This window comes from Achromobacter sp. EB05, from assembly GCF_044232075.1.
Lineage (GTDB): Bacteria > Pseudomonadota > Gammaproteobacteria > Burkholderiales > Burkholderiaceae_B > Achromobacter > Achromobacter dolens.
Window position 1 is genome coordinate 3,044,268 of record NZ_CP155917.1, and the last position, 13,214, is coordinate 3,057,481.

Sequence of the window (13,214 nt, forward strand, 5' to 3'; positions counted from 1 at the left end):
GGCCGCTGCCTGGAGCACCGTTTGAACCCGAACCCACGCCCGCCCGCGGACCTTGCCCGCAATCTGCTCGTCATCGTCATCCTGTCGGCCCTGATGATCGGCAGCCTCTACGTGCTGAAACCCTTCCTGTTCGGGCTGATCTGGGCCACCACCATCGTGGTGGCCACCTGGCCGGTGATGTTGGCGGTGCAAAAGCGCTGCGGCGGCCGACGCTGGATGGCGACGGTGGCCATGCTGATCGTGCTGCTGGTGGTGATCGTGCTGCCGCTGTACCAGGCCATCTCGACCCTGGCGCTGCATGGCGGCGCCATCATGACCGCGATCAAGAGTCTGCCCGATTACGCCCTGATGGCGCCGCCGGGCTGGGTGCAGGGCATCCCGCTGGGCGGGCCGCGCATCGCGCAGGAATGGCAGGCGCTGGCCGACGCCGGCGCGGGCGGGCTGCTGGCGCGCCTGGAGCCCTATGTGACCATGGCGGCCAAGTGGCTGCTGAGCAATGCGGCCATCGTTGGCGTGTTCGTCATGCACATGCTGATCACTATCGTCATCGCCGGCATTCTCTATAGCCAGGGCGACGTCGCCGCCAATTTCGTGCAGCGCTTCGCCAACCGCCTGGCCGGCCATCGCGGCGTGGCGGCGATCCGCCTGGCGGGGCTGTCGATACGCGCCGTGGCGCTGGGTATCGTGGTGACGGCGGTGGTGCAGTCGGCGCTGGGCGGGCTGGGCCTGTGGATCGCCGGGGTGCCGGCGGCGGGGATCATCACCGCGCTGATGTTGATGCTGTGCCTGGCCCAACTGGGGCCGTTCCTGCCGTTGCTGGGCGGGGTGATCTGGCTGTTCCAGAACGATATGAAAGTGGCCGCGATCCTGCTGCTGGTGTGGGCAGCGCTGGTGACCATGCTCGACAATCTGCTGCGGCCGATGCTGATCAAGCGCGGCGTGAACCTGTCGATGCTGCTGATCCTGGCCGGTGTGCTGGGCGGCATGTTCGCCTTTGGCATCGTCGGTCTGTTCATCGGCCCGGTGATCCTGGCGGTGACCTCGACGTTGCTCAAGGCCTGGGTCGACGAGGTGCCGCCGCCCGAGGCGACCGCGCCTGAGCCGCGGCCGCCTCGGGAAAGGGCGTAACATCTCGGGCCAGACGCTGTCACCGCATTGGCGCGATGCCTCGCGACGCCGGCCTTTTCCGTTTTTGATGCAGTATCCGAGATGACGACGTACCCGCCGCTTGCTTTCCCTTCCCGTTTCCAGGCCACCCTCCGACAGGCGGGCCGGCCATGAGCGACAGCGTCCGCCTGGCCAAGCGCCTGGCCACCGAAAAATCCTGTTCGCGCGGCGACGCCGAGCGCTATATCGAGGGCGGCTGGGTCGCCGTGGATGGCAAGGTGGTCGAGGAGCCCGGCTATCGCGTCCGGGCGGGCCAGACGGTCAGCCTGCTGCCCGGCGCCCGCCTGGAAGAAATGCGGCCGGTCAGCGTGCTGGTGCACAAGCCGGCCGGCCTGTCGGCCTCGGACCCGGTCGAATCGGCGCTGAACCTGGTCGTGCCAGCCAACCTCATGCCTGGCGACCGGTCTGGGCAACGCTACCTCAAGCGCATGTTCAATGGCCTGAAGCTGGCCACGCCCCTCGAGCGCGCGGCCAGCGGGCTGGTGGTCTATACCCAGGAGTTCGCGGTGGCGCGCAAGTTGCTGGAAGAGGGGCGGCATGTCGAGCAGGAATACATCGCGCAGGTGCGCGGCACGCTCGATGCGGCGGCGCTGGCGCGCCTGCAGCGCGGCCTGGCCTATGAGGGCCGGCCGGCCACGCCGATGAAGGTCAGTTGGCAGAACGAAAGCCATCTGCGCTTTGCGTTGAAGACGCCCGCATTGGGCTTCATCGAGTACGCCTGTGACAGCGTCGGCCTGCAACTGCAAGCCTTGCGCCGCATCCGCATCGGCCGCCTGCCGATGGCCGGACTGGCGGTGGGGCAGTGGCGCTACCGGCTGGAGTACGAACGTTTCTAGCGGCGCAGGTCAGGATGCCGGAGGCGGAACGCGGGCGGATTCGAGACGGAACTCGCCTGCCGGATGCGCCGTTACACACTTAAAGTAGATTCTGGAATAAGTTGAAGTGAATTCTGGAATAGCGTGCTTCAGATTTCATCTGGATTCTCGGTTTATCATTTAACTTCTTGATAAATAAGAACAATAAAACCTCATCTAAAAGGATGGCATATGCCCGCAAGGCAAGGCGAGGGGCGCGCTCTGAAGGATCCTGCACGGCGCGGCCTGCTCAAGGCCGCCGGCGCGCTGGGCCTATCCAGTCTGGCGCTGGCGGGGTGTGCAAGCCGGGTGGCCGAGCCGGCCGATCGCGGCGCGGCGGCGCCGTCTTCCGCGCAGCCCGCCGCGGCGCCGCGGCGCGATGCGCCCGTGCCAGCCCTGCGGCCGGGGGGGCGCGTTGCCATCGTGGCGCCGGCCTCCGCCGCCGAGGGCGCGGCTTTCGAGGCGGCCGAATGGCTGCAGGCGCGCGGTTACGACCCGCGCATCATGCCGGCCGCCTTGACCCGCGGCGACGCGCCGTACGACTACCTGGCCGGTGACGACGACGCCCGGCTCAACGACCTGCACGCGGCCTTTGCCGATCCGGCCATTGACGCGGTGTGGTGCCTGCAGGGCGGGTTCGGCTCCTGGCGGCTGGCGGATCGGCTCGATATCGGCCTGCTGCGCCAGCACCCCAAGCCCTTCATCGGCTATAGCGACATCACTGCGCTGCACCTGGCGATCCAGCGTCACGCGGGCTTCGTGACGTTTCACGGGCCGATGCTGGCGCAGGACCTGGTGGCGGGTAAACAGGAGCCAACCGCCAGCCACGTGCTGGCGATGGTCGGCGGCCAGATCGGGCAGGGCGGCTGGATCGACGCGCCGCCGGAATCCAACCCGGTGGTGCTGGCGCCCGGCGTGGCCAGCGGCCGGCTGGTGGGCGGCAACCTGGCGCTGGTCGCGGCCATGATCGGCTCGCGCCACGAGATCGCGACACGGGACGCGATCCTGTTCATCGAGGATGTCAATGAGGCGCTGCCGCGCATCGATCGGTTGCTGTCGCAGTTGCGCGCGGCAGGCAAGTTCGATCGCATCAAGGGCGTGCTGGCCGGCAATTTCACCCGGCTGGGGCTGCCGGGGGGCGACGCGGTCGGCCAGAGCCTGTTGTTCCCGCTGCTGCTGGAGCAATTCCAGGCGCGCGGCATCCCGGTGCTGGCCGCCTGGCCCAGCGGCCATGGCGACCCCAACCTGACGCTGCCCCTCGGCGCGCTGGTGACGCTGGACACCCAGCGGCGCGGCCTGCGGCTGGAACAGGCGGTGGCGGTCCAGGCCGCGCCGCTGTAGCCCGGAGACCGGTCGCATGAATCCTTTCTTCGATGCCCTGAGCCGCCAGTTGAACGCGCCCGAGCGCCGGCGTCCGCGGCAGCGTCACGCCCGCGCCAAGGCATTCCAGTGTGTCTGCGGCCAGCGGGTGTTCTTCAACAACACCGAGTGCCTTAACTGCCACCGGCAACTGGGCTTCGATCCGCGCCACGGCCACATCGTCGCGCTGGACCCGGGCAAGACGGAAGGCGCCTGGATCGAGGCCGGGCGGGTGCGCGGCAGAATCTTCAAGCGCTGCGCCAATTTTTCGTCGCCGGCTGCCTGCAATTGGCTGCTACCGGCCGCGCGCGCCGATCATCTCTGTATCGCCTGCGGCCTCAATCGCACCATTCCCGACCTGTCGGTGCCGGGCAACGGGACGCTGTGGCGCAAGGTCGAGAGCGCCAAGCGCCAGGTGATCGCCCAACTGCTGACGCTGGGACTGCCGATCCCGCGGGCGCGCACGCCGGGCGACGGCGGGCTGGCGTTCGACCTGCTGGCGCCGCCCGACGATGGCTCGCCGCTGCTCACGGGACACGGCCAGGGGCTGATCACGCTCAATATCCACGAGGCCGACGACGCGTACCGGGTCCAGGTGCGTGAGGCGATGCACGAGCCGTACCGCACGCTGGTGGGGCATTTCCGCCATGAGATCGGCCATTTCTACTGGGATCGGCTGGTGGCCGGCGGCCCCTGGCTGGCGCCATTCCGCCAGGTGTTCGGCGACGAGCGCGATGACTACGCGCAGGCATTGCGGCGCCATTACGACCAGGGCGCGCCGGCCGATTGGGCGCAGCGCTTCATCAGCGCCTACGCTTCGTCGCATCCTTGGGAAGACTGGGCCGAGACCTGGGCCCACTACCTGCACATGATGGACGCGCTGGACACCGCCTTCAGCTTCGGCATGGCGCGGCTGCCGCTGGACCAGGCCAGCGATCCCTTCACCCGGGCGTCGCTGTACGACCCGGACGATCCCGAAGGTCAGCGCTTTCTCGATCTGGTCAATGGCTGGGTGGCGCTGACCGGCGTGCTCAACGAGCTGTCGCGCAGCATGGGCCAGCGCGACTTCTATCCCTTTGTGCTGCCCGCCGCGGTGGTGGGCAAGCTGCAGTTCGTGCACCGGGTGATCCAGACCGCGCCGCGCTGACGCCGCGTCCGGCTCCCGCGGGGCGGCCGCCCTAGATGCGACGGGCCGACCATTCGCCCTTGCCGGCCGCGCTGCCCTGCATGGTGGCGCCGTTGACTTCGCCGGTGTAGCGTATGCCGTCGGCGGTGAACGAGATGGTGCGGCCATCCATGCGCGCGTCCGAGATCTCGCTGGATCCGAGCTTGCCCGACAGCATCTGGTACCGCTGTTCCAGTTGCAGCGTGCGGCCGCCCACCTGCCAGCGGCCGTCGACCCTGGCCGGCACCACCCACAGCAGCGCGTTGCAGTAGGTCTGGCAGGCCTCGGTCACGGTTTCGGAGGCATCCGGCTCCCAGTCGCCCATGCGGAAGGTGTTGGACACGATGCGGGTGCCCGGCGGCAGCTCCAGCAGCTTGGGCCGCAGCTTCTCGTTGATGGTCGACAACAGGAACATGGTGATGACGTCGGCCTGCGACAGGTCGGTTTCGAACAGGTCGGCGACCTCGAAGGTGGCGCGGCTGGACACGCCCGCCTTGGCGGCATTGCTGCGCGACAGCGCCACCAGGTCGGGGTTGTACTCGATGCCCTTGGCGGTCAGGCCGCGCTGGGCGGCGGTGATGACGGTGCGGCCGTCGCCGGATCCCAGGTCCATCAGGCGGTCCTGCGGCGTGACCTGGGCCATGTCGAGCATCTTGTCCACCAGCGTCTGCGGAGTCGGCACCCAGATGACGTCCTTGCCATCCTGGCCGACATCGGGCACGTAGTCTTCGGTCGCGGCAGCCCGCGGGCTGGCGGCATCGGCGCGGGCCTCGGCCAGCACCGCAAGGGACAGGGCCAGCGCCAGCGCCGATGCCATGAGGGGCCAGCGGCGGGCGGGCGAATGGGACGAATGGGCACGTTGCATGATAAAGACTCCTAGGGCAAAGAAAAGCGGGAAGGGCGGCTCATTGCGGACCACGCCTGTCCAGGTCGCGCGCTTCGTGCGGGCGCAGCAGTGGCAGCATCGGCACCCCCAGCACCAGCACGCCCAGGCCGATCAGGGCCCCGGCGCCAGCGTAGGCGGCGCTGGAATAGACCAGGCCGGCGCAGGTCAGCGCCAGCAGGGCAGGGGTCAGCGGATACAGGGGCACGCGAAACGGCCGGGCGCGCGCGGGGTCACGCTGCCGCAGGCGCCATACCGATGCGGCCACCAGCAGCATGAACAGCCAGAACACCGGCGCGGTGTAGGCCACCATGGTCTGCACCGCGTTGTGGCTGAAGGCGCCCACCGCCAGCAGGGCCAGCGTGATGACGCCTTGCGCCAACAGCGCGCTGACCGGCGTTTCGTTGCGTTCGCTCCAGCCGGCCAGCGCGCGCAGCCGCGGCACGTCGCGGCCCAGCGCGTAATAGACGCGGGCGCCGGTAATGATGGTGCCGTTGATGGTGCTGAGCGCGGTGGCGCAGATCACCAGGCTCAGCAGGGCGGCGGCATACGGGCCGGCGGCCAGTTGCATCACCGCCGCGCCCAGCGCCGGCGTGTCGCGCAGCCCCTGCAGGCCGAACAGTTCCAGCAGGGCGAGGTTGGTCAAGAGATAGGCGCCGGTCACCACCACGGTGCCGATCAGCAGCACGCGCGCCATGTTGCGGCCGGGATTGCGCAGCTCGCCGCTGAGATAGGCTGCCTCGTTCCAGCCGCCGTAGGTCAGCAGCACGAATACCATGCCCATGCCCATCAGCCCGGCGGCGTTGCCGGCCAGCGGCGCCGGCGCGGGGGCGGCGGGCGAGGCGGTGAACAGGGCGGCGCCCAGCACCGCCGTCAGCGCGACCAGCGTCAGGATCGTGAACAGCCATTGCAGGCGCTTGGAATGGCGCGTGCCGGCCACGTTCAGCGCGGTCAGTCCGATCACCGACAGCGCCGCGTGCACGGTGGCCCCATGCGTGCCGAGCGGCAGCAGTTGTTGCGCGTAGTCGCCATAGATGAAGGCCACCACGGCGATCGCGCCGGTCTGGATCACGGTGCAGCGCGCCCAGGCGAACAGCAGGCCGACCCGCGGCCCCCAGGCGCGCGACAGATACAGGTATTCCCCGCCCGCGCCGGGATAGGCCGCGCCCAGTTCGGCATAGCAGAGCGCGCCCACCAGCATCACCAGTCCGCCCGCGGCCCAGTAGGCCAGGTACATCGCCTCGGACGTGGCGTGCTGCGCGACCAGCGGCGGAAAGCCGAAGATGCCGATGCCGATCACCACGCCCACCAGCACCACGGTTGCATCCATCACCGACAAACCGGGCGGGCCGAGCGCGTGCGCGCCCGCGCCGCTCCCCGCGCCGGCTGCACTGGGGCTGGGGCGCAAGGAACGGGGCAAAGGCGGCATCGAATTCTCCCGGGGATCGCCAGCGCACGAGCGTGCGGCGTGTCAGGCGCTAAGCCTGACAATTAGCTGAATAAAGAGTGACCCTGGGCGGGGAAGGAAAGTTTCTACGGGATTTCCCGTAGCCGATGCCGGCCTCGGCCAGGCGCGGGGGAGCGCCCGCCGGGAGGCGGGCCAGCGAAAGGGACTACTTCTTGGGAGACTACTTCTTGGGGGGCTGCTTCTTGAGGGCTAGTTCTTGGGCGACACCGGCTTCAGGCGGGACGGCACTTCATCCAGGTCGCTGCAGACCGCCAGCACTTCTGCGGGCTTCTTGCTCAGCGACAGGTAGACGTGGCCGATGCCGCTGTCGAAATAGGCGGACTCCAACCGGTTCAGCACCACGCTGTCGCCGTTCTCGAACTGGATGCGGACCTTGCCTGACAACACCAGCGCGAATTCCTGCCCGGGGTGGCGGATGTAGTCCTCGAACTCGACTACCTTGCGCGAATCGATCAGCGCCAGCATCGGCATCATCTTCTTGCCCGGGTATTCGCCCATCAGCAGCCGGTAGTGGTAGTTGTCGGTGGCGTAGTCGCGGGCGTCGCTGAGCTTGTTCTTGACGTAGGTGGGGGCCACCTCGGCCTGGGGCGCGTCGCCCAGCATGAACATGCGCGTCATGTCGATGTCCAGTGCGCGCGCCAGCGCGGCGAATTTCTCGTAGCTCAGGGCGATCTGGCCCAGCTCGGCCTTGGACAGCGTCGATACCGCGATGCCGCTGGCCTGCGACAGGGCCTGCAGCGTCATTTTCCTGGCCTTGCGCTCGGCGCGCAGGCGGGCGCCCATTACTTCCTTGCCCACGATGTCGGGTGGGGCCGTCTTGCGGGTAGGGGCCATGTAGCGGTCCGGGCGTGTAGGGGGTTGGCGAAGGAGGGGCGGGGCCCGCAAGCCCCGCCGCGCGTACGCCGGATTGTATAAGGCGGCGAGGCTCAGGCGGGCGTGCGCGCCAGCACGCGGCCGGCATGCCGGCCTGTGAAGGCCTGCTCGCGCCATACGGGCGCGCCGTTGACATACACCGAATGGATGCCGGCGGCGCGTTCGGTCGGCCGCTCGAAGGTGGCGGTATCGGCCACGGTGGCGGGATCGAACACCACCAGGTCGGCGAAGTAGCCCGGCCGCAGTTGCCCGCGTTCGGCCAGGCCGAAGCGCTGGGCCGTCAGGCCGGTCATCTTCCAGACCGCCGTCTCCAGTGGGAACAGGCCCAGGTCGCGGGCGTAGTGGCCCAGCACCCGCGGAAAGGTGCCCCACAGCCGCGGGTGGGGGCGCTCGTCGTGCGGCAGGCCGTCCGAGCCGATCATGGTGGGGCCGAACGCCAGAATGCGCTGCACGTCGGGTTCGTCCATCATGAAGTAGATGGCGCCGGCCGGCTGCAGCTCGGGCACCACGTCGTACTTGGACTTGCCACGCTCGGCCGCGACCTCGTCCAGGTCGCGCCCGCTCAGGTCGGGAAAGGGCTTGCACCAGGTGATGATGGTGCGGCCGGCCAGCAGCACGCGGTCCTGCTTGAGCATGGTCGAGCCGGCCACGTAGGGATAGGCATCCAGCGACACGTCCTGGCGCGCCATCGCGGCCTCGATCAGCGGCAGCGTCTCGCGCGAGCGGCCGAAATTGGGCTGGCCCATGACCTTGTGGTGCGAGATCACCACCGGCACGTCCAGCTCGCGGCCGATGCGGAAGGTTTCCTCCAGCGCCGCCACGATGTGTTCGCCTTCGTCGCGCATGTGGGTGGCGTAGATGCCGCCATGCGTGCTCAGCGGGCGGCAGACCTCGATGATCTCCTCGGTGGTGGCGCGGGCCGCGGGCGGGTAGAAGGCGCCGGTGGAAATGCCGATGGCGCCGCTGGCCATGGCTTCCTCGGCCAGCGCGCGCATGGCGTCGATCTCGGCGTCGGTGGCCGCGCGTTGCAGGTCGGGCATGACGGCGGCGCGCAGCGTCGAGTGGCCCACCATGCAGGCGGCGTTGACCGCCGCGGGCGTGGCGCGCAAGGCGTCAAGATAGTCGGCGAAACGCGCGAAATGGTACGAGCCGCCTTCGTCCAGCAGGTCGAGCGGCGCCGGCGGGTTGGCGTGCGCCAGCGGCGCCAGGCTGATGCCGCAGTTTCCCGTGACCACCGTGGTGACGCCCTGGGATATCTTGGGGGTCATGTCGCGGCGCTTGAGCAGGTAGTTGTCGTCGTGGGTGTGCGAGTCGATGAATCCCGGCGCCAGCACCTGGCCGGCGACGTCGATCCGGTGGCGCGCCGGGGCGTCGGACAGGTCGCCGATGGCGGCGATGCGGTCGCCCCGCACGCCGAGGTCGGCGCGCCGTCCTGGCGTGTTGGCGCCGTCGATGACGGTGCCGCCGACAAACAGGTAGTCGAAAGGCTGCGATTCGGATGAAGTCATGGGATCTCCGGTGAATGTCGAGGCGGCTCAGGCGAAATGGCAAGCGACCAACTGGCCGGCGCCGACCGGGCGCGCCACGGGCGTTTCCTGGGCGCAGCGGGCCTGCGCCTGCGGACAGCGGGTGCGGAAGGCGCAACCGGACGGCGGCGCCAGCGGACTGGGAATCTCGCCCTTGAGCACCGCGACGGGCGCGCGTTCGCCGCGACGGGCCGAGGGCACCGCGGCCAGCAGGGCGCGGGTGTAGGGGTGGGCCGGGTGGTTGAAGACCGCGTCGCGGGTGCCGGTTTCGACGATCCTGCCCAGGTACATCACCGCCACCTGGTGGCTGATGTGGCGCACCACGCTCAGGTCGTGCGAGATGAACACATAGGTCAGGCCCAGGTCGCGCTGCAAATCCATAAGCAGGTTGATGACCTGCGCCTGCACCGACACGTCCAGCGCCGAGACCGGTTCGTCGCAGACGATCAGGCCCGGTTCCGGCGCCAGGGCGCGGGCGATGACGATGCGCTGGCGCTGGCCGCCGGAGAACTCGTGCGGGTAGCGGTCGGCGGCGTCCGGACGCAGGCTGACGCGGGCCAGCAACTGCGCCACCCGTTCGCGGATGGCCTCGCGGCCGTAGCCGAAGTTGCGCAGCGGCTCGCCGATGATGTCGCGCACCCGCATGCGCGGGTTCATCGACGAAAACGGGTCCTGGAAGATGAACTGCATGCGCCGCCGCATGGCGCGCAACTGGCCGCTGTTCATCGCGGCCAGGTCGGCGCCTTCGAGCAGGATGCGGCCCGCGGTGGGATCGGTCAGGCGGATCAGGCACTTGCCGGTGGTCGACTTGCCGCAGCCGGACTCGCCCACCAGGCTCAGGGTCTGGCCGCGCGCCACCGACAGCGACACGCCGTCCACGGCGCGCAGCACCTTGCCGCCCTCCAGCGGGAAGTGCTTCTTCAGGTCGGTCACTTGCAGCATGGGGGCGGCGGACGCCGTGGCGACGGCGGCGGGAAAGGGGGCGTCGTGCAGGTTCATCGCGGGTCTTGCTCCATCGTGGCGGCCGGCGCGGCCTGGCGCGCCCAGCACCAGACGCGGTGGCGGTCGCCGGCGGCGACCTCGGGCGGCGTCTCGTCGGCACAGCGCGGCAGGGCCTGGGGACAGCGCGCGGCAAAGGCGCAGCCGCGCGATTCGGGCGTCACCACCGGCACGATGCCGGGCAGCTCGGCCAGGCGGGCGGTGTGGTCCTGGCCGTCGACGAAGTCGGGCAGCGAACGGATCAGCGCCTGGGTATAGGGATGGGCGGCGCGGTCCAGCACGTCGTCGACGCTGCCTTCCTCGACCTTGCGGCCGGCGTACATGACGATGACGCGCTGGCACATCTGCGCCACCACGCCCAGGTCGTGGGTGATCAGCACGATCGCCGTGCCCAGCCGCGCCTGGATGTCGCGCAGCAGGTGCAGGATCTGCGCCTGGATGGTCACGTCCAGCGCGGTGGTCGGCTCGTCGGCGATCAGCACCTTGGGCTGGCAGGCCAGGGCCATGGCGATCATGGCGCGCTGGCGCATGCCGCCGGACAACTGGTAGGGGTATTCGTGCACGCGCCGCGCCGGGTCGGAGATCTGCACCAGCTCCAGCAGCGCCTCGGCCTGCTTCATGGCCTCGCGCCGCGACAGGCCCTGGTGCAGCATCAGCGGCTCGCTGATCTGGCGGCCGATCGTGAAGACCGGATTGAGCGAGGTCATCGGCTCCTGGAAGATCATCGACAACTGGTTGCCGCGCACGGCCCGCATGGCCTTCTCGGGCAGGGCCAGCAGGTCGCGGCCGTCGAATTCGACGCTGCCGCGCGCCACGCGCCCGGGCGTGCGCAGCAGCCGCATGATGGACAGCGACGTGACGCTCTTGCCGCAGCCGGATTCGCCCACCAGGCCGAGGGTCTCGCCCGGCATCAGGTCGAACGACAGGCCGTCCACGGCCAGCACCGTGGTCTCGTCGCCGTCGAAACAGGTGGTCAGGTCATTCACTTGCAAGACAGGTTGGGATGGCATGCGCGCTCCTACAGCTTTTTCGCCAGGCGCGGATCGAGCATGTCGCGCAGCCCGTCGCCCACCAGATTGACGGCCAGCACGGCCACGCCCAGGAACAGGCCCGGATACAGGATGATGTGGAACGCCACCGCGACAAAGTTGCGGCCCTCGGCCATGATGTTGCCCCAGCTCGGGATCTGCGGCGGGATGCCCACGCCCAGGAAGCTCAGCACCGCCTCGGTCAGGATGGCCGAGGCCGCGATGAAGGTGGCCTGCACCATCAGCGGCGCGAACAGGTTGGGCAGGATGTGGCGCAGCAGGATGGCCGGCACGCGCGTGCCGGCGGCCACCGCCGCCTCGATATAGGGCTGCTCGCGGATGGTCAGCACCAGGGCCCGCACCAGCCGCACCACGCGCGGCACCTCGGGCACCACGATGGCCACGATCACGGTGCCCAGGCCGCCCTTGAGCGTGGCCATCAGCGCGATCGCCAACAGCACGCCCGGAATCGCCATCAGGCCGTCCATGATGCGCATGATCACGGCGTCCAGGCGGCGGAAGTAGCCGGCCAGCATGCCCAGCAGGACGCCGCCCGCGGTCGACACCAGCGCGACCACGACGCCGACCAGCAGCGATACGCGCGCTCCCCACAAGGTGCGGGCATAGACATCGCGGCCCAGCGCGTCGGTGCCGAAAAAGTGTTCGGCCGACGGCGGCTTCATGCGCGCCATCGGGTTGATGTCCAGTGGATCGACCGCGGTCAGCCAGGGCGCGGCCAGCGCGATCAGCGCGAGCGCCAGCAGGATGGCGCAGCCGACGTACAGCATCGGGTGGCGGCGCAGCGAGCGGCCGGCGCGGCGCCAGCGCGGGCGCGCCGCGGCCAGGGGCAGGGTGGTGGTGGTCATGGATCGCCCCTTTTCAATAGCGGATGCGCGGGTCGAACAGGCGGTAGCTCAGGTCGACCAGCAGGTTGATCAGCACGTAGATGCCCGAGGCGACCAGCAGCACGCCCTGGATCACGGGGTAGTCGTGGCGCAGCACGGCGTCGATGGTCAGGCGGCCCAGGCCGGGAATGGCGAACACGGTTTCCGTGACCACCACGCCGCCGATCAGCAGCGCCACGCCGACGCCGACGGTGGTGACGATGGGGTTCGCCGCGTTCTTGAGCGCGTGCCAGACGATCGGGCCGGCCGCCAGGCCCTTGGCGCGCGCGGTGCGGATGTAGTCTTCCGACAGCGCCTCCAGCATGGTGGCGCGGGTCATGCGGGTCAGCAGGGCCATGTACACCAGCCCCAGCGACAGACAGGGCAGCACCAGGTGCCGCAGATACGGCGCCAGGCCGTCGGCCAGCGGCTTGTAGCCTTGCACCGGCAGCCAGCCCAGCTTGATGGAAAAGCCGTACACGAGGCTGTAGCCGATCAGGAACACCGGCACCGAGAAGGCACAGACCGCGCCGATCATCACCAGCCGGTCCAGCAAGCGCCCGGCATTCCAGGCCGCCAGCACGCCCAGCGGCACGGCGACCAGCACCGCGAACAGCATGGTGAAGATGGCGATCGACAGGGTCGGCCCCATGCGCTGGCCGATCAGTTGCGCCACCGGCATCTGGGTGGCGATCGAGGTGCCCAGGTCGCCGGTGGCCAGATGCCCGACCCAGATGCCGAACTGCGTCAGCAGCGGCTTGTCCAGGCCAAGGTTCTGGCGAATCTTCTCGACGTCCTCGGTGGTGGCGTTGTCGCCCGCGATCACCGCCGCCGGGTCGCCCGGCGACAGGTGGATCAACATGAACACCACGACCGCCACCACGGCCATGACGGGAATGACGGCCGCGATGCGGCGCAGGATGTATTTCACGCTGGGTTCCCCCGGCCTGGCGCGGCGCGCACGGGGCGCTGGGCGGCGGCCTGATTGTGCAGGGGCGGGGCGCGCGT

The 13,214-nt window shown here is 69.4% G+C and carries 12 protein-coding genes; 4 read left to right on the forward strand and 8 right to left on the reverse strand.

Annotated elements, in window-relative coordinates; all coding sequences use genetic code 11:
• The first annotated feature begins 21 nt into the window (after positions 1–21).
• The 4 genes from ydiK (at position 22) to AAID08_RS13985 (ending at position 4,527) form a co-directional block, all read left to right on the forward strand.
• Positions 22–1,128 (forward strand): AI-2E family transporter YdiK, encoded by a 1,107-nt coding sequence (ydiK, locus tag AAID08_RS13970; protein WP_054502519.1) that lies wholly within the window; start codon positions 22–24, stop codon positions 1,126–1,128.
• A gap of 149 nt (positions 1,129–1,277) precedes the next feature.
• Positions 1,278–2,003, forward strand: coding sequence for an RNA pseudouridine synthase (locus AAID08_RS13975; protein ID WP_054502518.1), 726 nt, complete (start codon positions 1,278–1,280; stop codon positions 2,001–2,003).
• Positions 2,004–2,408: 405 nt separating this feature from the next.
• Positions 2,409–3,362 carry an LD-carboxypeptidase gene (locus tag AAID08_RS13980; protein ID WP_054502859.1) on the forward strand — a complete coding sequence of 318 codons (954 nt, stop codon included), beginning with the start codon at positions 2,409–2,411 and terminating at the stop codon, positions 3,360–3,362.
• A 16-nt stretch (positions 3,363–3,378) separates the two neighbouring features.
• Positions 3,379–4,527 carry a putative zinc-binding metallopeptidase gene (locus tag AAID08_RS13985; protein ID WP_064528502.1) on the forward strand — a complete coding sequence of 383 codons (1,149 nt, stop codon included), beginning with the start codon at positions 3,379–3,381 and terminating at the stop codon, positions 4,525–4,527.
• Between the two features lie 31 nt (positions 4,528–4,558).
• Here AAID08_RS13985 and AAID08_RS13990 read toward each other — a convergent pair whose 3' ends face one another.
• From AAID08_RS13990 to AAID08_RS14025, 8 genes are all read right to left on the reverse strand, one after another.
• Entirely contained in the window at positions 4,559–5,410 is an 852-nt protein-coding gene (locus tag AAID08_RS13990) for a cyclopropane-fatty-acyl-phospholipid synthase family protein (RefSeq protein WP_054502516.1), read from the reverse strand.
• A gap of 40 nt (positions 5,411–5,450) precedes the next feature.
• Positions 5,451–6,758, reverse strand: a complete 1,308-nt coding sequence (locus AAID08_RS13995) for an APC family permease (protein ID WP_395757760.1) — start codon at positions 6,756–6,758, stop codon at positions 5,451–5,453.
• Between the two features lie 327 nt (positions 6,759–7,085).
• The gene (locus AAID08_RS14000) at positions 7,086–7,730 is read right to left on the reverse strand and encodes a helix-turn-helix domain-containing protein (RefSeq protein ID WP_054502515.1); all 645 of its coding nucleotides are present in this window, start codon (positions 7,728–7,730) and stop codon (positions 7,086–7,088) included.
• A gap of 92 nt (positions 7,731–7,822) precedes the next feature.
• The gene (locus tag AAID08_RS14005) at positions 7,823–9,277 is read right to left on the reverse strand and encodes an amidohydrolase family protein (protein ID WP_054502514.1); all 1,455 of its coding nucleotides are present in this window, start codon (positions 9,275–9,277) and stop codon (positions 7,823–7,825) included.
• A gap of 27 nt (positions 9,278–9,304) precedes the next feature.
• Positions 9,305–10,294, reverse strand: a complete 990-nt coding sequence (locus tag AAID08_RS14010; RefSeq protein WP_054502513.1) for an ABC transporter ATP-binding protein — start codon at positions 10,292–10,294, stop codon at positions 9,305–9,307.
• Entirely contained in the window at positions 10,291–11,304 is a 1,014-nt protein-coding gene (locus AAID08_RS14015) for an ABC transporter ATP-binding protein (protein ID WP_395757761.1), read from the reverse strand. Before AAID08_RS14015 ends, AAID08_RS14010 begins: the two co-directional genes overlap by 4 nt.
• Before the next feature lie 8 nt (positions 11,305–11,312).
• The gene (locus tag AAID08_RS14020; RefSeq protein WP_054502511.1) at positions 11,313–12,188 is read right to left on the reverse strand and encodes an ABC transporter permease; all 876 of its coding nucleotides are present in this window, start codon (positions 12,186–12,188) and stop codon (positions 11,313–11,315) included.
• Positions 12,189–12,201: 13 nt separating this feature from the next.
• Positions 12,202–13,137 (reverse strand): ABC transporter permease, encoded by a 936-nt coding sequence (locus AAID08_RS14025; protein WP_395757762.1) that lies wholly within the window; start codon positions 13,135–13,137, stop codon positions 12,202–12,204.
• Positions 13,138–13,214: the final 77 nt, after the last annotated feature.

Coding starts and splice junctions, on each gene's coding strand:
- AAID08_RS13985 (WP_064528502.1), top strand. CDS start 3,379: ATGAATCCTTTCTTCGATGCCCTGAGCCGCCAGTTGAACGCGCCCGAG.
- AAID08_RS13975 (WP_054502518.1), top strand. CDS start 1,278: ATGAGCGACAGCGTCCGCCTGGCCAAGCGCCTGGCCACCGAAAAATCC.
- AAID08_RS14005 (WP_054502514.1), bottom strand. CDS start 9,277: ATGACTTCATCCGAATCGCAGCCTTTCGACTACCTGTTTGTCGGCGGC.
- AAID08_RS13990 (WP_054502516.1), bottom strand. CDS start 5,410: ATGCAACGTGCCCATTCGTCCCATTCGCCCGCCCGCCGCTGGCCCCTC.
- AAID08_RS14000 (WP_054502515.1), bottom strand. CDS start 7,730: ATGGCCCCTACCCGCAAGACGGCCCCACCCGACATCGTGGGCAAGGAA.
- AAID08_RS14010 (WP_054502513.1), bottom strand. CDS start 10,294: ATGAACCTGCACGACGCCCCCTTTCCCGCCGCCGTCGCCACGGCGTCC.
- AAID08_RS14015 (WP_395757761.1), bottom strand. CDS start 11,304: ATGCCATCCCAACCTGTCTTGCAAGTGAATGACCTGACCACCTGTTTC.
- AAID08_RS14020 (WP_054502511.1), bottom strand. CDS start 12,188: ATGACCACCACCACCCTGCCCCTGGCCGCGGCGCGCCCGCGCTGGCGC.
- AAID08_RS13995 (WP_395757760.1), bottom strand. CDS start 6,758: ATGGATGCAACCGTGGTGCTGGTGGGCGTGGTGATCGGCATCGGCATC.